The 16,332-nt window shown below is 63.8% G+C and carries 18 protein-coding genes and 1 tRNA gene; 11 read left to right on the top strand and 8 right to left on the bottom strand.

Annotated elements, in window-relative coordinates; translation table 11 throughout:
• A partial coding sequence (gene rpoD, locus XI08_RS21885) for an RNA polymerase sigma factor RpoD (protein ID WP_271575928.1) occupies positions 1-1,353 on the top strand: 1,353 nt, incomplete at its 5' end.
• A gap of 114 nt (positions 1,354-1,467) precedes the next feature.
• Here rpoD and XI08_RS21880 read toward each other — a convergent pair.
• Positions 1,468-1,704, bottom strand: coding sequence for a hypothetical protein (locus XI08_RS21880; protein ID WP_027548366.1), 237 nt, complete (start codon positions 1,702-1,704; stop codon positions 1,468-1,470).
• Between the two features lie 529 nt (positions 1,705-2,233).
• Positions 2,234-2,581, bottom strand: a complete 348-nt coding sequence (locus XI08_RS21875; RefSeq protein ID WP_271575927.1) for a hypothetical protein — start codon at positions 2,579-2,581, stop codon at positions 2,234-2,236.
• Between XI08_RS21875 and XI08_RS21870 the strand changes: the two genes are divergently transcribed.
• Entirely contained in the window at positions 2,570-2,767 is a 198-nt protein-coding gene (locus XI08_RS21870; RefSeq protein ID WP_271575926.1) for a hypothetical protein, read from the top strand. The genes XI08_RS21875 and XI08_RS21870 overlap by 12 nt on opposite strands.
• Positions 2,768-2,780: 13 nt before the next feature.
• On the opposite strand, the gene XI08_RS21865 is transcribed toward XI08_RS21870, so the two are convergent.
• Positions 2,781-3,716: an OmpA family protein gene (locus XI08_RS21865; RefSeq protein WP_442869852.1), complete on the bottom strand. Its 936-nt coding sequence runs from the start codon at positions 3,714-3,716 to the stop codon at positions 2,781-2,783.
• A gap of 154 nt (positions 3,717-3,870) precedes the next feature.
• Between XI08_RS21865 and XI08_RS21860 the strand changes: the two genes are divergently transcribed.
• Positions 3,871-4,677: a lytic murein transglycosylase gene (locus XI08_RS21860; RefSeq protein WP_027548369.1), complete on the top strand. Its 807-nt coding sequence runs from the start codon at positions 3,871-3,873 to the stop codon at positions 4,675-4,677.
• Positions 4,678-4,875: 198 nt separating this feature from the next.
• Here the strand turns inward: XI08_RS21860 and XI08_RS21855 are convergent, their stop codons facing one another.
• Positions 4,876-5,724 carry an SDR family NAD(P)-dependent oxidoreductase gene (locus XI08_RS21855; protein WP_271575924.1) on the bottom strand — a complete coding sequence of 283 codons (849 nt, stop codon included), beginning with the start codon at positions 5,722-5,724 and terminating at the stop codon, positions 4,876-4,878.
• 128 nt (positions 5,725-5,852) lie between these two features.
• On the opposite strand from XI08_RS21855, the gene XI08_RS21850 reads away from it, so the two are divergent.
• From XI08_RS21850 to XI08_RS21835, 4 genes are all read left to right on the top strand, one after another.
• Positions 5,853-6,227, top strand: coding sequence for a response regulator (locus XI08_RS21850; RefSeq protein ID WP_271575923.1), 375 nt, complete (start codon positions 5,853-5,855; stop codon positions 6,225-6,227).
• A 118-nt stretch (positions 6,228-6,345) separates the two neighbouring features.
• Positions 6,346-6,957 (top strand): LysE family translocator, encoded by a 612-nt coding sequence (locus XI08_RS21845; RefSeq protein ID WP_135177563.1) that lies wholly within the window; start codon positions 6,346-6,348, stop codon positions 6,955-6,957.
• A gap of 756 nt (positions 6,958-7,713) precedes the next feature.
• Complete coding sequence (locus XI08_RS21840; protein ID WP_271575922.1) at positions 7,714-8,925, top strand: GGDEF domain-containing protein; 1,212 nt, start codon at positions 7,714-7,716, stop codon at positions 8,923-8,925.
• Between the two features lie 35 nt (positions 8,926-8,960).
• Entirely contained in the window at positions 8,961-9,584 is a 624-nt protein-coding gene (locus XI08_RS21835) for a peptidoglycan recognition protein family protein (RefSeq protein WP_271575921.1), read from the top strand.
• 140 nt (positions 9,585-9,724) lie between these two features.
• On the opposite strand, the gene XI08_RS21830 is transcribed toward XI08_RS21835, so the two are convergent.
• The 3 genes from XI08_RS21830 to XI08_RS21820 all read right to left on the bottom strand — a co-directional run bounded on the left by XI08_RS21830 (position 9,725) and on the right by XI08_RS21820 (position 12,612).
• The gene (locus XI08_RS21830; protein ID WP_271575920.1) at positions 9,725-10,066 is read right to left on the bottom strand and encodes a hypothetical protein; all 342 of its coding nucleotides are present in this window, start codon (positions 10,064-10,066) and stop codon (positions 9,725-9,727) included.
• 420 nt (positions 10,067-10,486) lie between these two features.
• Positions 10,487-11,386, bottom strand: coding sequence for an RNA polymerase sigma factor RpoH (gene rpoH / locus XI08_RS21825; RefSeq protein WP_027548376.1), 900 nt, complete (start codon positions 11,384-11,386; stop codon positions 10,487-10,489).
• A gap of 218 nt (positions 11,387-11,604) precedes the next feature.
• Positions 11,605-12,612, bottom strand: coding sequence for an RluA family pseudouridine synthase (locus XI08_RS21820; RefSeq protein WP_027548377.1), 1,008 nt, complete (start codon positions 12,610-12,612; stop codon positions 11,605-11,607).
• Between XI08_RS21820 and XI08_RS21815 the strand changes: the two genes are divergently transcribed.
• Positions 12,611-12,955 carry a hypothetical protein gene (locus tag XI08_RS21815; protein ID WP_271575919.1) on the top strand — a complete coding sequence of 115 codons (345 nt, stop codon included), beginning with the start codon at positions 12,611-12,613 and terminating at the stop codon, positions 12,953-12,955. The two genes, XI08_RS21820 and XI08_RS21815, sit on opposite strands and share 2 nt — an antisense overlap.
• 228 nt (positions 12,956-13,183) lie before the next feature.
• Positions 13,184-13,258 (top strand) — tRNA-Glu (locus tag XI08_RS21810).
• A 341-nt stretch (positions 13,259-13,599) separates the two neighbouring features.
• On the opposite strand, the gene XI08_RS21805 is transcribed toward XI08_RS21810, so the two are convergent.
• A complete protein-coding gene (locus tag XI08_RS21805) occupies positions 13,600-14,328 on the bottom strand; it encodes a TetR/AcrR family transcriptional regulator (RefSeq protein WP_271575918.1) in 729 nt (242 codons plus the stop codon).
• Between the two features lie 141 nt (positions 14,329-14,469).
• Between XI08_RS21805 and XI08_RS21800 the strand changes: the two genes are divergently transcribed.
• Both XI08_RS21800 and XI08_RS21795 read left to right on the top strand, forming a co-directional pair.
• The gene (locus XI08_RS21800; protein WP_271575917.1) at positions 14,470-15,669 is read left to right on the top strand and encodes a cytochrome P450; all 1,200 of its coding nucleotides are present in this window, start codon (positions 14,470-14,472) and stop codon (positions 15,667-15,669) included.
• A 121-nt stretch (positions 15,670-15,790) separates the two neighbouring features.
• Entirely contained in the window at positions 15,791-16,210 is a 420-nt protein-coding gene (locus XI08_RS21795) for a nuclear transport factor 2 family protein (protein ID WP_271575916.1), read from the top strand.
• Positions 16,211-16,332 lie beyond the last annotated feature (122 nt).

The raw sequence follows: 16,332 nt of genomic DNA, 5'->3' as shown, positions 1-16,332 counted from the left end.
GCCGAGGCCGAGAAGGATCCGGGCGAGGCCGCCGCCGAAGCCGACATGGACGAGGACGACGAGTTCGAGAACCAGATGTCGCTTGCGGCGATCGAGGCCGAGCTCAAGCCCAAGGTCGTCGAGATCTTCGACAAGATCGCCGAGAGCTACAAGAAGCTGCGCAAGCTTCAGGAGCAGGACATCCAGAACCAGCTCGAGAGCACCTCGCATGGTCCCTCGCTCTCGCCGCACCAGGAGCGCAAGTACCGCAAGCTCAAGGACGAGATCATCGTCGAGGTGAAGTCGCTGCGCCTCAACCAGGCGCGTATCGACTCACTCGTCGAGCAGCTCTACGACATCAACAAGCGCCTCGTCTCGCATGAGGGCCGCCTGATGCGCCTCGCCGACAGCCACGGCGTCGCGCGCGAAGACTTCCTGCGCAACTACACCGGCTCGGAGCTCGATCCGCGCTGGCTCAACCGCGTCTCGAAGCTGTCGGCCAAGGGCTGGAAGAATTTCGTCCACCACGAGAAGGACCGCATCAAGGACCTCCGCCACGAGGTGCATCAGCTCGCCGCGCTGACCGGTCTCGAGATCGTCGAGTTCCGCAAGATCGTGCACTCCGTGCAGAAGGGCGAGCGCGAAGCCCGCCAGGCCAAGAAGGAGATGGTGGAAGCCAACCTCCGTCTCGTGATCTCGATCGCCAAGAAGTACACCAACCGCGGCCTGCAGTTCCTCGACCTGATCCAGGAAGGCAACATCGGCCTGATGAAGGCGGTCGACAAGTTCGAGTATCGCCGCGGCTACAAGTTCTCGACCTACGCCACGTGGTGGATCCGGCAGGCGATCACCCGCTCGATCGCCGACCAGGCCCGCACCATCCGCATCCCCGTGCACATGATCGAGACGATCAACAAGATCGTGCGCACGAGCCGCCAGATGCTCAACGAGATCGGCCGCGAGCCGACCCCGGAAGAGCTCGCCGAGAAGCTCGGCATGCCCTTGGAGAAGGTCCGCAAGGTCCTCAAGATCGCCAAGGAGCCGTTGTCGCTCGAGACGCCCGTCGGTGACGAAGAGGATTCACACCTCGGCGATTTCATCGAGGACAAGAACGCGATCCTGCCGATCGACGCCGCGATCCAGTCGAACCTGCGCGAGACCACCACGCGCGTGCTCGCCTCGCTCACCCCGCGCGAAGAGCGCGTGCTGCGCATGCGCTTCGGCATCGGCATGAACACCGACCACACGCTGGAAGAAGTCGGCCAGCAATTCTCGGTGACGCGCGAACGCATCCGTCAGATCGAAGCCAAGGCGCTGCGCAAGCTGAAGCATCCGTCGAGGTCGCGGAAGCTGCGGAGCTTTTTGGATAACTAAATTCGGATCGTCATGCCCGGGCCTGACCCGGGCATCCATCCAACGAAAACGGCGGGCCGAAAGCCCGCCGTTTTTCTGTTGTGCTGATGATTGGCGTGTCCCACGGACACCGGCCTACTTCTTCTTCACCCCGACGCGGTCGAGGTTCTTGATCGCCAGCGGCGGGCGGCCGGATTTTTCGGCGATCTCGCGGTCCTGCTCCATGATGAAGCCGCGGGCGGGCTCGTCGCCCTCGAGGCCTCCGAGCAATTCCGCGGGGACGCGCCGGTTGGAGCGTTGGGAGCCGTCCTCATAGACGACGTTGAAAAAGGCGAATTCGCCTTTGGGATTGGTCCCGGGTTTCTTGGCCATGGCGGGCTTGTCGTCGATCAGGGCGCCATAGTCAAATGACTTTGGCGGGTTTTCCGGTGGTCAGGCGGACCATGCGGCGGCGGAATCGGCTGCGCGATCGATCGATGAAGTCTGTTTGCAGGATGGTCGGATGCGTCTGGCGCTTCGTAAAACCCGATGCGACCCTTCCCTCAATAAACGGCGGGCCGAAAAGCCCGCCGCTTATTTTGGGTCTTCAGCGTCGCCCGGGGCTGGCGGGGCGACAACCTAGGATAGAATATTATAATCTGCGCCATGCCGTGGCAAGATAAATCGCAGGAGCGTTGGTGTCGCGGTGAGCGCAGCAGATATGCGTCGGTTGCGACCGCAGTTCCGATGTACGCCGAAACAATTGCTTGGACCATCAAAACACTTTGTTCATCTTGTCTGTTCTCGCGATGCAGCGAGAGTTGCATGCTCGTAGGAACGCGCGTTGGACTGCACGTCTTCCGGTTTGCGTGCGGATAATGTGATCCGGGTGTGCGAACGAGTTCCATCTTCTGTGCGCACCTCAACGCAAGCGTTTGCGCTGCGCCAGTTCCTGGACGGCGGGCCGCGCGTGGTGTCCGCCGCCGCGCCCGCTATCTTCGTCCTTGCGTCCCTGCGCCATGATCGCGCTGCCCATCGCGGCGGAACCGAAGGTGATGAGGAACGAGGCGAGCAGCAGGAGAAGCGCAACGCCGCCTGCGCGGTCGGCGAGGATCAGCTCGCGCAGATGGCCGGGGTTGAGCCAGAGCAGGCCGCCGACGAGAAGCGTCGCGGCGCAGGCGCCAATCGCAAGGTTGATGGCGAGCAGGCGGAAGAGGGGGATGCGGAGGAGGGCGGGGCGGGTTGGTCGAGGCTGCTGATGTTCGGGCATGGCGGTTCGCCTCATGATCGCATCGGCCGCATTAACCGATGGCGCTGCTCAGGCATCAACATTATAGCGGCAACTCTTTCCTTCGTCATTCCGGGGCGCGACAAAGTCGCGAACCCGGAATCCATTCATCCGCCAACGCTGCCGCTCGATGGATTCCGGGTTCGCGCTTCGCGCGCCCCGGAATGACGAGAGAGCCCCTTCACGGCGCCACCAGCTCCACCCGCCGGTTGAGCGCGCGGCCGGCGTCCGTTGCGTTCGAGCCGACTGGCGCGAGCAGGCCGACGCCGGCGGTACGCAAGCGTGTTTGCGCGATGCGGAAACTCTTTACGAGCTCGGCGGCGACTGCTTCGGCGCGGCGCTTCGACAGGTCGAGATTGTACTCATAGGCGCCCTGGCTGTCGGTGTGGCCGACGATGAAGACGTTGAGCTGCGGCTGGCTCGTCAAGAGCTTTGCGATCTGCTCCAGCGTCGGGCGGCTCTCGGGTTTCAGCACGGCCTTGTCGGTGTCGAAATAGATGCCGTAGAGCGCGATGTGGCCGGTCTCGCCAAGGCCCTTGGCCATCGCGGCGGCATCGACCATCTTGTTCGCGATGGCGCCCAGCTCGGCGACGGTGACCTGCGCATAGATGTCCTGGTTGTTCTGGCTGACGATGACGCTGGCATAGGTCTCGCGCCCGCCCTCGCTCTTGCGGCCGGCAAAGTAGCGGTAGTTGAAGCCGTCGACCCACATCTGCGGGATCGGCAGCGTGTCCACGCTTTCCGTGAAGGGAATGGCGCCGCAGGCCTCGGTGTCGCAGGCGAGCAGGGTCTCGAAGCCGGCCTTGGCGAGTTGCGTCTCGAAATTGCGCGACACTTCCAGGATCGAGGGGCCCGGATTGGTGCGATAGGCGATGCGGAAGACGCGCCCTTCGAGCCGCCGGGCATCGGTCGGCTGGCCGTCCTTGAAGGCGGCCGCCTGCATCCGCGCCGCGTCAAAATCCTTCACCGCATAGCCGGTGATGACGCTGCCGGCGAACCGGCCGATGCCGGGATAGTCGCGGCTGCCGGCAACGTCGCGCGTCTGCGCGGCAGCGGCGGTGACGGCGAGAAGGGAGAGCAGGGCGAGGACAGCAAGCATCCGGTGCGGAATGGGCATGGTCATCTCGATCGGTTGGGACGGGGCGAGCGCTGTTCTTTAGTCGCGCCCGCCGCGGGATCGGTTCTGGCGAGGGCTTGTCGCTTTGACGCGAATCCTGTTCCCGGGCATGATCGCGCTGCCTTCCACGCACATTTCCCAAAGGATTCCCCGCATGTTGAGACCGCTTCTCGCCACCGCTTTCGTCGTTGGTCTGGCCGGCGGCCCGGCCGAGGCCGCGCGCTGCGGTGGCGACTTCAACAGCTTCGTCGCCAGCATGACCGCGGAAGCACAAGGCGCCGGCGTCTCGGCGAACGTGACCAGCGCGGCGTTCAGCGGCATCACCCAGGACGGCGCGGTGCTCGCCTTCGACCGGCGCCAGCGCTACACCTTCAACAAGAGCTTTGAGCAGTATGTTTCGACCCGCGTCGGGCCGGGCCGCATCAATGGCGGCAAGGCGCTGTTGCAGCGTCACGCGGCGCTGCTCTCGCGCATCGAGCAGCAGTTCGGTGTGCCCCGCTACATCCTGGTCGCGATCTGGGGGCTGGAAAGCGATTTCGGCAAGGGCGACATCGGCAAGCTGCCGGTGATCCGCACGCTGGCGACGCTCGCCCATGACTGCCGCCGCACCGAGCTGTTCCAGGGCGAGCTGCTCGCCGCCCTCAAGATCGTGCAGCGCGGCGACCTGCCGCTGCGCGACCTGATCGGCGCCTATGCCGGCGAGATCGGCCAGACCCAGTTCCTGCCGTCGTCCTACATCAAGTACGGCGTCGATTTCGACGGCGACGGCCACGTCGACCTCCGCCACAGCGTCCCCGACGTGCTCGCCTCGACCGCGAACCTGCTCCACACCAGCGGCTTCAAGATGGGCCAGCCCTACGGCGAAGGCACCGCCAATTTCGAGGCGATGCGGGAGTGGAACAGGGCGGTGATCTATCGCAAGACCATCGGCTATTTTGCCGATCGGCTGGCGGGGCAGTGAGGGGGCGCTGCTGAGAGGCGGAGCGCATGCGCCACACACACGGTGTCATCGCCCGCCTTGTGCGCAATTGCGCACTGGGGCGGGCGATCCAGTATTCCAGAGATGGCAGTGATTGAGCCGAGAGGCCGCGGCGTACTGGATTCCCCGCTTGCGCGGGGAATGACAGCGGAGGGTGAGGCCGGGATATAGCGCACCTGACTACTTCGCCGTCCCTTTCGCCATCTTCTCCAGCCTCCGCTGCAACGGCGCCCAGTAGGTCCCCGGGCGGAAGCGCTGCAACAGGTCCATGAAACGGGCATCGTTGCCGATCAGGATGCGGGGCTCGTTCTTCTCGATGCCCTTGATGATGCGCAGCGCGGCGTCCTTCGGCGTGGTCTTTGCTGCGTTCTCGAACCGCTCGATCATCTGCGAGCGGCGGGCATTGTCGGTGACGCCGACCCCGGTGCGCGAACTCCGCGCGATCGAGGTGGCGACGCCGCCGGGATGCACGACCGACAGTCTTACGGGACTTCCCGCCACCGCTAGCTCGTGCCGCATACTCTCGGAAAAGCCGCGCACGGCGAACTTGGCCGCGGCGTAGGCCGATTGTCCCGGCGGCGCGATGATGCCGAAGATCGACGAGACGTTGACGATATGCGCCTCGCCCTTCGTCTTCAGGTGCGGCAGGAAGGCGCGGGTGCCGTGCACCACGCCCCAGAAATTGATGTCGAACAGCCACTCCAACTGCGCCTGGTCGATCTCCTCGAACGTGCCCAGCAGCGCCACGCCGGCATTGTTGACGACGATGCCGAGCGACGGATGCGCCGCTGTCGCTTCGCTGGCGAACTGCGCGATGTCGCCGGGCTCGCTGACGTCGACGCGATGCAAGCTGACCTTGCATGCCTTGTCGCTTCCTCCGCCGATCTCGGCGGCGAGCGCCTTCAGCCCGGCCTCGTCGCGATCGGCGAGCGCAAGGTCGCAGCCGCGCTGGGCGAGTTCGATGGCGAGTGCGCGGCCAATGCCGCTCGCAGCTCCGGTGATGGCGGCGGCGCCGCGAATCGCAGTCATGGATCCCCCCTCGAGCTCCGATTTTGGAACTATGATTTACATTTTTTCAGAATGGAACCGAACCGTATGCGAGTTGGCCCCTTAACGTAAGTTACTTGGACGCAGACAGGCAGCATTGGGAGCCGCCGATGGGACAATCAAGACCATTTACTGCAACGGCACTCATCGTTGAAGACGACCCCATGCAGAGAGAGATGCTCAGTCTTCTGCTGGAAGAGAGCGGCTATCAGGTCATCCAGTGCGAGAGCGCCGAGGCGGCCGAGCGGGTGCTCGAGAAGAGCGCAGGCGCAATTTGCCTGATGCTGACCGACGTGCAGCTGGCCGGCCGCATGAACGGCGTCGAGCTCGCCCATCTCGCCAAGGGACGCAATCCCAAGCTCGACATCGTCGTCACCTCCGGCCGCCCCTTGAAGCAAGCCTTGCCCGACGGCGCCAAGTTCTGGGCCAAGCCCTGGGCGCCGCTCGACGTGCTGCGCGAGGCCGAGATCGCGCAGCTGTTCTGACGGCGACGGTGTCAGAACTGCTTTGTTGGCAGGTCTGGCCTGTTCTCAACCCGTCATCCTGACGGCTGATCCCGGGGCGCCGCTTTCTTGCCGTGAGGCGGGGTGATAGGGTCCGCTCATGACCTGGTCCTTCCTGCTCACCTCGCTGATCGTCGTCGCCTCACCCGGTACCGGCGTGCTCTACACGCTGGCCGCAGCGCTCACTCGCGGCCCGCGCGCCAGCGTCGCCGCCGCCTTCGGCTGCACGCTCGGGATCGTGCCGCACATGATTGCAGCCATGCTGGGACTTGCCGCCGTGCTCCACACCAGCGCGCTCGCCTTCGCCGCGCTGAAATGGTGCGGCGTTCTCTATCTGCTCTACATGTCCTGGCAGGCGCTGCGCGAGCGAGGTGCGCTGGCGGTGGAGGGCGAGATCAGGGAGCGGTCGAGCGGCCGGGTCATCGTCACCGGCTTCCTGATCAACATCCTCAATCCAAAACTGTCGATCTTCTTCCTCGCCTTCCTGCCGCAGTTCATCGCGGCGGACGAGGCCCATGTGCTGGCGCGGATGCTGGAATTGAGCGGCGCCTTCATGGCGATGACCTTTGCGGTGTTCGTCGTCTACGGCCTCTGCGCCGCATCCGTGCGCGAGCGCGTCATCTCCCGCCCCGCGGTGATGACCTGGCTGCGCCGCAGCTTTGCCGCCGGCTTTGCCGCACTCGGCGCCAAGCTCGCGTTTGCCGAGCGGTAGGCTCTTTCTTCTTTACCTCTGCCCGCCTGCGGGGAGAGGTCGCATCCCATCGAAGATGGGATGCGGGTGAGGGGGTACAGGTCTCTCGACAACCTCACTTGCGGAAGCGCCCCTCACCCCACCCTCTCCCCGCGAAGAGCGGGGCGAGGGAGCGAGAAAGCGGAGCCACCCAATAAAAAAGCGGGCCTTGGGCCCGCCATCTCTAGACTCTCTCAACCTTACCCGACGCCCGGGCAGAGCGAGGCTCCACCCGGGCAAAGAACATGCTGGCTACTTCTTCTTCGCGGCCTTCTTGGCCTTTTTCTTCGTCGCCTTCTTCGCCTTCTTCGCTTTCTTAGCCATAGTATCCTCTCAAGGGTTAATGGTGGAACGCGACACGAGGGATGCTCGGCGGAGGGCCAGCCTCGCAACATCCTCGACGACAAACTCAGCAGATTCGCAGGTCTCTGCCCCGCGCCGTCATATCTGTGTCATCACGTTATCCACAGCTCAGATGCGTTTTCGGGTGCTTTTTGCCCGCGAATCCGCTCCGCGCGGATCGCGAGACGACCGCACGAGGTCGACGGCAACATGCCTAACGATCCGACAATCCGCGCGCCGTTCATGAATCCAAAACCAAAGGCGCGCATTGGAGGATCGCAGTGAGACTCCGTTAAGTGCAACCCGCGCATTATTCCCCGCAAGAAAACGGGGACGGGTGATGGACGGACGGCTGCCAAGGATGGGGGGCGGGGCGCTACGCGCGCTGCAGTGGCCATGCTGAACGTACCGACACTCTGGACGGTCTTCGCCGTCAACTTCCTGGCGCTCGGCCTGATCTGGGCCTACGTGACGCGCTCCTATCCCAAATTCGCGGCCGCACGGTTCTGGATGGCATCGGCCTTCGTCGCCGCGGCCGGCGCGATGGCGGCCCTGGTCCGCCTGTTCGTCTCGTCTCCCTTGCCGCTGCTGTTCGGCGCTGCCGGTGTCGTCGCGGCAAGCTGTCTCGCCGCCATGGGCATTCAGCGCTTCTACGACCGGCCGGTGTCATGGCGCCTCATGATCGTGACGGGCGCCTTGAGCCTCGGCGGTGTCGTCTTCTTCATGGTCGGCTTCGAGAACATGCAGCTGCGCATGCTCTGCTACACGATCGGCCAGGCCCTGCCGCTGGTGCTGTCGCTGCGTCTGTTGCTGTTGCCGCCCGAAGGCCACGTCAATCCGGGCGCCCGTCTGGCCGGCATCGTCATCATCACCATCATTGCGATCTTCCTTGCCCGTGCGGTGGGCAACCTGCTCGGCCACGATTTCTCGGCGGTCGCCGGCGGTCAGACCCATGCCGTCTTGGTGCTGGGGCTCCTGTTCCTGTCGATGACGCTCAATTTCGGCTTCCTCCTGATGGCGATGGACCGGCTGCGTGGCGAGGTCGCAGATCTCGCGCTGCTCGACGATCTCACCGGTGTCGCCAACCGGCGCCATCTGTTGCAGCGCCTGTCCGAGGAATGCGCCCGTTCGGAGCGCAGCGGCGAGCCGTTCTCGCTGCTGGTGATCGATCTCGACGGCTTCAAGACCATCAACGACACCCATGGCCATGCCGCCGGCGATGCCTGCCTCCAGCACTTCACCCTGATGGCGCAGACGCGGCTGCGGCCCGGCGACATGCTCGCCCGCACCGGCGGCGACGAGTTCTGCATCGTGCTGCCGTCCTCTTCCATGCGCGAGGCGGCCGCAATCGCCCGCCGCGTGCTCGATGTCTGCCGTCGGGACGCCGCGGCCTGCCATGGCAAAGACATCCCGATCGCGATCTCGATCGGTGTGGCGCAATGGGATCGCGGCATCGGCCAATTCCCGGAGCGCCTGATCGCGCATGCCGATCACGCCCTCTATGCCGCCAAGAAGAACGGCAAGAACGACTTTGCCGTCTACGATCCCGCGCCGCCGCTCTCGCCCGAGCCGAACGGCACGGGCGAAGCCGTGCGCAATTTCGCCTGATGGCGTGCTAGGCTCGGGTCCGCATTGGATCCTTGATGATGATGTCTCGCCTGCTCGCGGCCATTCTCGCCGCCCTTCTGATCGCACCCGCCGCCGCAACCGACGCCGAACTCGCAAAGCTCGCGCGCGCCTCCGGCACGCCCGACATTCCCGGCCTGAAGATCGTCTGGCTGGCGCCATGGGGTGACGTCCACAGTGCAAGACCCTGGCGCAACATCATCGTGCACCAGACCGAGGGGCCGGCCGGCTCGGCGCGCGGCGGTGCGGCGGAGCAGTCGAAGAACCCGACGCGGCGCGGCGTCACGGTCTGGGTCGAGACCGACGGCACGGTCTATTGGGCGGTGGCGGAGAACCTGGTGCCGACCCATGGCGACGGCGCCAACCGCAACGACAACAAGTACATCGACAACAGACCGACCTATCGCCAGGTGGTGCGCGACAATTCGATCGGCGTCGAGTTCGCCGGCAATTATCCCGATGTCGCCGCCGGTCCCACCGAGGCGCAGGTCGCGGCGTGGAAGATCCTCGTCAAGGTGCTGCGTGCGCGCTACGACATCCCGCTCGACCGCGTCTATGCGCACAACTGGATCGACTACAAGGACGCGCGCTATTGCGAAGGCTGCTGGCTCGCGACGCTGGCGAGGACATGGGGGGAGTAGCTCGCGTGTCATTCCGGGGCGCGCCGCTTGGCGCGAACTATGATGCGCAATTGCGCATCTGAGAATCCATTGATCCACCAACTCTGTCGCGCGATGGATTCCGGGTTCGCGCTACGAGCGACCCGGAATGACCGGAGGGGTTACACCGCCTCCGCCATCCAGCCGAAGAACCGCCGGATCAGTCCCGGCCGCCGCGGAAATTCCGGCGGCTCGTCCGCTGCGAGCACGCGTTTGAAGAAATAGTCCAGGAACACCATGTCGTTCGGCTCGGTGACGGTGAATTTCTCGTCGCCGAAGTACACGCTGTAGTCAAAGAAGAACGGACCCATGATCGGGATCGTCGCGGTCGAGGCGTAGTCCTTGGAGATCACGAACTCCGCGGGATCGAGCCCGTGCTCGCGCATCGCCTGTTCGACCAGCGGCAGCTTGCGCATGAACTGGGCGGAGAAGCCGCCGACGGTGGATTGCAGGATGATCGACACGGCGCGTCCATTCGCTTGCTGTTGTCGGTCCGATCTTCTTGGGTCGGTTCGCCGGACGCGCGGGTTCAAGGCCAGCGCGGTCTAAGTCAGCCAGGGGGAGGGGACTGTGATGGTGGTCTCAAGACTCTCCGCCAACTGTAGCCACAACCACCGCTGTCATCGCCCGGTTCAACCGGGCGATCCAGTATTCCAGAGGCCTGCGTGGAGATCTCGCCGCCGCTACTGGCGCCGCGGCGTACTGGATGCCCCGGTCAAGCCGGGGCATGACAGCGAGTACGGAGGTGCTGCGCACTTGGCATCGCGCAGAGAAGGCACGTCGGATCACTCAAACAGAGCATCGCCACAAACAAAAAAGCCGGCGTTGCCGCCGGCTTTTCCGTCTCTTTCGATCCGCCAATCTCTGGCGCCAGCGAAGCCCGCTTAATGCGCGGCTTCCAGCGCGGCCTGTTCCGCCCTTGCGATCGTGCCCTTGACCGCGGACTGCACCTTCTCGAAGGCGCGGACCTCGATCTGGCGGACGCGCTCGCGCGACACGCCGAACTCGGCGGCAAGGTCTTCCAGCGTCATCGGCTCATCGGCGAGGCGACGGGCCTCGAAGATGCGGCGTTCGCGCGGGTTGAGCACGCCCATGGCGCCGTTCAGCGCGTTACGGCGGTGATCATACTCCTCGTGCTCCGCCATCATGGCTTCCTGGTTGGGCGTATTGTCGACCAGCCAGTCCTGCCATTCGCCGGCTTCGCCGTCGTCGCGGATCGGCGCGTTGAGCGACGCGTCGCCACCGAGGCGGCGATTCATGTCGATCACGTCCTGGTCCGTCACGCCCAGCCGCTTGGCAATGGTCGCAACCTGGTCGGGGCGGAGATCGCCCTCGTCCAGCGCGTTGATCTTGCTCTTCGCCTTGCGCAGGTTGAAGAACAGCTTCTTCTGGTTCGCGGTGGTGCCCATCTTCACGAGCGACCAGGAACGCAGGATGTACTCTTGAATCGACGCCTTGATCCACCACATCGCGTAGGTGGCGAGACGGAACCCCTTCTCGGGTTCAAAACGCTTCACCGCCTGCATCAGGCCGACATTGCCTTCCGAGACGACCTCGGAGATCGGCAGGCCGTAGCCGCGATAGCCCATGGCGATCTTGGCCACGAGGCGGAGATGGCTGGTGACGAGTTGGTGCGCCGCGTCGCGATCGTCATGCTCGCGCCAACGCTTGGCGAGCATGTATTCCTGCTGGGGTTCCAGCATCGGGAACTTGCGGATCTCGGCGAGGTAGCGAGAGAGGCCGGATTCTCCATTGAGCACCGGCAAAGCAGCGGTACGGGCCATGGTTGAGCCCTCCAAGGTTCAGGCCCCCGATAGCGGCGGGCCAGGCAGACGACCGCTGTGTTAAAGCCGGCCGTAGCTGCGATGTTCCGCGTTGGTCGTTTCCAACGCAGGCGCAATATACCCCATGGGGGGTCAAAAAGGGAAGGATTGCTGACGTCACGTCCCCGTGTGGCAGCTATAACTTTTTGTAATGTAACGCTTTTCCTAACGAGGCTGCGTCATAGCGCCGCTTTCAGCGTGCCCTCCAGGAGAAGCAAATCCTCCGGCAAAGGCGCCTCCCAGTGGAGTAATTCTCCCGACCTCGGGTGCTCCAATACCAGCAGATAAGCGTGCAAGGCCTGCCGCCCGAGCGCCGTTAAAGCGGCTCGCGACTCCGGGCCGAGCTGGTTGGCCTTGGTCTTGAAATGCGGGCCATAGACCGCATCGCCCATCAGGGGATGGCCGGTATGGGCGAGGTGGACGCGGATCTGGTGGGTGCGCCCGGTCTCGAGCTCGCAGGCGAGCAACGCCGCGATCGGCTTGCCGTCGCGCCCGGCGAAACTCTCCAGGATCTCCCAATGCGTCACCGCCTCGCGGCCGCCCTGGCGCACCGCCATCTTCTCCCGCGCATACGGATGGCGGTCGATCGGCGCATCGACGGTGCCGCGATGCCGGTTCGGCACCCCCCAGGCGAAGGCCATGTAACCCCGCCGCATCGCGCCGGTGCGGCCATGGTCGGCGAACTGCGCCGACAGCGAGGCGTGGGCGAGGTCGTTCTTGGCGACCACCATCAGTCCCGTCGTGTCCTTGTCCAGCCGGTGCACGATGCCGGGCCGGCGCACCCCGCCGATGCCCGACAGGGTCGAGCCGCAATGGGCGATCAGCGCGTTCACCAGCGTGCCGGTCTCGTGGCCGGCCGCGGGGTGCACGACCAGGCCCTTGGGCTTGTTGATGACGATGATGTCGTCGTCCTCGAACACGATATCGAGGGCGATTTCCTCGCCCTTGGGCTCGGCGGGCGCGGCCTCCGGCACGTCGATTGTGATCGTATCCCCGTGACTGACGTGATAAGCGGGGTCGCGGATGGCGGAGGCCTTCAGGCTCACCGCGCCCGCCAGGATCAGGGCTTTCAGCCTCGATCGCGACAGGTCCGGCAGGCGCGCCGCCAGCACGCGGTCGAGCCGGGCCGAGCCCTCGTCGCCGGCGACGACCACCTCCAACCTTTGCGCAGAGCCTGAGTTTTCCATGACGACGTCTGAAACCGCTGTTCCCGAACCGACCCCCGAGCAGGCCGCGCTGTTCGCGCGGGTGCGGCGGATGATGCTGATCGCGGGGTTGACCACGGCGCTGGCGATCTGCGCCGTTCTGATCGCGGTGGGCTACCGCCTTTTCAGGTCGGAGGGAAGGGCGCCCGAGCCGGTGGGCGACATCACCGCCACCGTGCCCAAGGGTGCCAGGATCGTGTCGACCGGGGTCGCCGGCGACCGCCTCGTGGTCACCCTCGATATCGGCGGGGTCACCGAGATCCGAACCTTCGACGCCCACACGTTGAGGCCGGCCGGAAAGCTGAAATTCGCCAATGAGCCGTAGGGGTGGCCAGGGCAGTCGCCCAAATTTCCACCGTCGTCCTGGCGAAGGCCAGGACCCATAACCACGGGCCGGCGTGGTTGCGGGGACTGGTGGTTGGCACGTCGCCCTACAACTGCGCCTTGGGGTAATGGGTCCTGGCGTTCGCCAGGACGACCGCGGAGAGGACGTTCGAAACCCTCAATACCGGCTTGCCGTCGGCAAAATTCGCGGCTATGTCCTGTCCCTCACGCTCCCTTCGTCTAGCGGTTAGGACGCGGCCCTCTCAAGGCTGAAACAGGGGTTCGATTCCCCTAGGGAGCGCCAGGTCTTCTCGCAAGATATTGAACTTACAAACTTATTCATGCGTTTGGGCAAGCCTCCAAAAAGGGGAATGCCATCTCATGTTTGAGATTGCGGAAGCTTGTGCGTCTTACTCTTGCTCCTGGACCAATCGTCACGAAAGCTTGGTCGCTTGAATCGGACATTGGGAGCATTGGTGCCGGCTTTGCCGAAGAACCTTGCTTCGGTATGCGCTCGCCTAATGAGCGGTTGTTGAATGGTCGCGTCAAGAGAGCTGATCGCTGTACGGCACGAGGGAGCCAGTGCCAAACGCGCTCGCCGGTACTGACACAGACGGGGTATAGGAACCAAGCGGCGTCGCCGATCTAAAGAAAGTTACTAATGGAGATTTTCGGCCAAGTTTCTGTTCGCCGCGCCGCTTCAATCTTCGCTGACCAAGCGTCAATCAGATTGCCGAGCACCAATCGTCCGTTACCGCGAATGTCCGGCCATTTCATCGTCGGCGTTCCCAACGGCAATGAAATTACTCCGTGCGCCGCCGACAGCAGGGCCGTTGCCAGGCGCTGCGTCAGCATGGGCGTCGTCTCCACGCCTCGTTCGGAGAGATACTCCCCGATTGATGTCACAAAAATCCCGAATCCCCGCCGGGCGATCTCGGTCTGCCCGAAATAGACGCCATCGGGAAAGCGTCGGTCCTCGACCGTTCCGGCCATCGAATAGAGTGATCGGAAGTGATCGGGGTTGTCGACCCAATAGTCGACATACGTCTCCATGACGCGCCGCAGCCGGGTCTCACCGCCGGAATGTCGCGCACGTACCCGTTCGAGCCGATCGGCCATTTCCTCGAGGTTGCATTCCTTGACCGCCAGCAGCAGCAAGATTTTGGTCGGGAAGTATTTGAGCACCGTGCCCTTCGAATAGCCGAGTGCGTCGGCGATCTTCTGGATCGAAACTGTTTCGAGGCTGCCCCTCGCGAATTCCTTGCGCGCGGTTTCAAGAATGCGTGCCTGCAGCGCTTGCTTGTCGGCCTCCTGACGCGCGCGCCGCTGAAACCGCCGCATCTCCTCGGGCTTTCTCGACCGCTTGATCGACATTGCAAAATCTCCGCTGGTCTCTCCATGCAGCTACATCGCTGGAATCACAAGCAGAGAAGCGTTCCTTCATTCGCAGCTTGCCACCATTCAAATAAATGACTATGGTCAATTAAATAAGCAAGACAGCAATGGGAGGGAGCAATGGCGGCGTTGGGGCTCGACTATGCCTGCAGCGATTTCGATCCGTTCGACTGGGACACCCGCATCGATCCCTATCCGGCCTATGCCGCGCTTCGCGCCGCGGGCCCTGTCATTCGCCTTGAGAAATACGGCATCTTCGCCGTGCCTCGGTTTGCCGAGATCAAGGCGATCTTCGCCGACCATGTGAACTTCAGTAATGCCGGCGGCGCCGGCATCGCCAATTACTTCAAGGAGAAGCCGTGGCGTCCGCCGAGCATTGTGCTTGAGGCCGATCCGCCGCTGCATACGCGCACCCGTAAAGTGCTGGCGCGGATCATGTCGCCGGGCGCAATGCGGAAGCTCGAGGATGCCTTCAAGGTCAAGGCGGTCGAGCTCGCCGACGAACTTGTCGAAAGGAAATCGTTCGATGCGATCCGCGACCTCGCCGAAGTGTTTCCGGTGACGGTGTTCCCGGATGCGCTCGGTATCGACAACGAGGGCCGCGAAAACTTTTTGACCTACGGCGCGATGGTGTTTGCCGGCATGGGACCGGAGAACGACTATTTCCGAAGCCTGATGGCTCACGCGCCCAAGGTGCTGCCCTGGGTCACCGCGAAGTGCCAGCGCGACGCTTTGGCTCCCGGCAGTTTCGGCGCGCAGGTCTATGAAGCGGCCGACACCGGAGAAATCACCCAGGAAGAGGCGCCACTGCTCGTCCGGTCGTTTCTCTCGGCGGGACTGGACACGACTATCAGCGCCACCGGCATGGCGCTCTACAGTCTTGCCCGTCATTCCCAGCAGTGGGCCATCCTGGCCGCCAATCCATCGCTGGCACGCGCGGCATTCGATGAGACCCTGCGCTATGATTCCGCCGCACCTTATGTGTTCCGGACCACGCCGCATGAAACCGAAATCGCGGGTGTGCCGATCGGTAAGCACGAGAAGGTGTTGCTGCTGATTGCTTCGGCGAATCGCGACGACGCGCGGTGGGAGCGGGCCGACCAGTTCGATGTCACCCGGCGCGTCGCGGGACATATCGGGTTCGGAACTGGCATCCACGGCTGCGTCGGCCAGATGGTCGCACGGCTCGAAGGCGAAGCCGTCCTGGCCGCATTAGCCGCACGCGTCGCATCGATCGAGATCACGGGCGAGCCGGTTTACCGCGACAGCAGCGGATTGCGTGCGCTCAGTTCGTTGCCGGTACGGGTTGTGACGAAATAGCGCGGGCTCGTCGCGGCAGGCAGGCACGCTTTCTGCCCGACGGGGCGCGCTTGCTGAATTGAATACTGCATGGAGGAAAATGAAGGATGTGACTAGCGTTAAGCGAATGGACAGTACCTGGATGGACCTTCTCTTACAGAAGGATGCGGCCGCCTTCGCGGCGCTTTTCGAGGAAGACGGGGTTTATATAGATCCTGCCTTTGGGATCGCTCGAACGGGCACAAAGTTCGTCAGTATCCATCATGAAAAGTGGCATGCCGCGGTTCCCGACTTCAGGGCCGACATTGAAAGGTTTCTCATCGATGGACGAACCGCAGTCATCCAATATCTTGGGCAAGGCACTTTTACCGGTGATGCTCTTGGACCGCAGGACCATCGAGTAGAGCCGACTGGCAAGGCGTTCAAAGCTCGAGTCGTTGTAATCCTGGATTTCAGCGAAGCGGGGCGCGTGCGCTCTTGCGTCGAATACTACGATCGGCTGAGCATGCCAAATGGCGACCGCCGTCCCTTTGCCGACGATCTGACGCTCGACGGGCTCTAGGGAGCGCCAAGTCCCCGATAATCTGCGACATTGTACGATGCTGCTCCGGCCCGGGAGCGCCATATCGCGCAATATTTGATCGATCGCACACCGTATCGGCGAGGTTTGCTGCGTTGCGCACG

Source organism: Bradyrhizobium sp. CCBAU 11361 (assembly GCF_028128935.1).
GTDB lineage: Bacteria > Pseudomonadota > Alphaproteobacteria > Rhizobiales > Xanthobacteraceae > Bradyrhizobium > Bradyrhizobium niftali.
The sequence above is the reverse complement of the archived record's forward strand: the minus strand, read 5'-3'. Positions and strand labels throughout refer to the sequence as shown.

Coding starts and splice junctions, on each gene's coding strand:
- XI08_RS21870 (WP_271575926.1), top strand. CDS start 2,570: ATGTTCGGGCATGGCGGTTCGCCTCATGATCGCATCGGCCGCATTAAC.
- XI08_RS21860 (WP_027548369.1), top strand. CDS start 3,871: ATGTTGAGACCGCTTCTCGCCACCGCTTTCGTCGTTGGTCTGGCCGGC.
- XI08_RS21820 (WP_027548377.1), bottom strand. CDS start 12,612: ATGGAAAACTCAGGCTCTGCGCAAAGGTTGGAGGTGGTCGTCGCCGGC.
- XI08_RS21805 (WP_271575918.1), bottom strand. CDS start 14,328: ATGTCGATCAAGCGGTCGAGAAAGCCCGAGGAGATGCGGCGGTTTCAG.
- XI08_RS21850 (WP_271575923.1), top strand. CDS start 5,853: ATGGGACAATCAAGACCATTTACTGCAACGGCACTCATCGTTGAAGAC.
- XI08_RS21815 (WP_271575919.1), top strand. CDS start 12,611: ATGACGACGTCTGAAACCGCTGTTCCCGAACCGACCCCCGAGCAGGCC.
- rpoH (WP_027548376.1), bottom strand. CDS start 11,386: ATGGCCCGTACCGCTGCTTTGCCGGTGCTCAATGGAGAATCCGGCCTC.
- XI08_RS21875 (WP_271575927.1), bottom strand. CDS start 2,581: ATGCCCGAACATCAGCAGCCTCGACCAACCCGCCCCGCCCTCCTCCGC.
- XI08_RS21835 (WP_271575921.1), top strand. CDS start 8,961: ATGATGATGTCTCGCCTGCTCGCGGCCATTCTCGCCGCCCTTCTGATC.
- XI08_RS21795 (WP_271575916.1), top strand. CDS start 15,791: ATGGACCTTCTCTTACAGAAGGATGCGGCCGCCTTCGCGGCGCTTTTC.
- XI08_RS21840 (WP_271575922.1), top strand. CDS start 7,714: ATGCTGAACGTACCGACACTCTGGACGGTCTTCGCCGTCAACTTCCTG.
- XI08_RS21845 (WP_135177563.1), top strand. CDS start 6,346: ATGACCTGGTCCTTCCTGCTCACCTCGCTGATCGTCGTCGCCTCACCC.
- XI08_RS21865 (WP_442869852.1), bottom strand. CDS start 3,716: ATGCCCATTCCGCACCGGATGCTTGCTGTCCTCGCCCTGCTCTCCCTT.
- XI08_RS21880 (WP_027548366.1), bottom strand. CDS start 1,704: ATGGCCAAGAAACCCGGGACCAATCCCAAAGGCGAATTCGCCTTTTTC.
- XI08_RS21855 (WP_271575924.1), bottom strand. CDS start 5,724: ATGACTGCGATTCGCGGCGCCGCCGCCATCACCGGAGCTGCGAGCGGC.
- XI08_RS21800 (WP_271575917.1), top strand. CDS start 14,470: ATGGCGGCGTTGGGGCTCGACTATGCCTGCAGCGATTTCGATCCGTTC.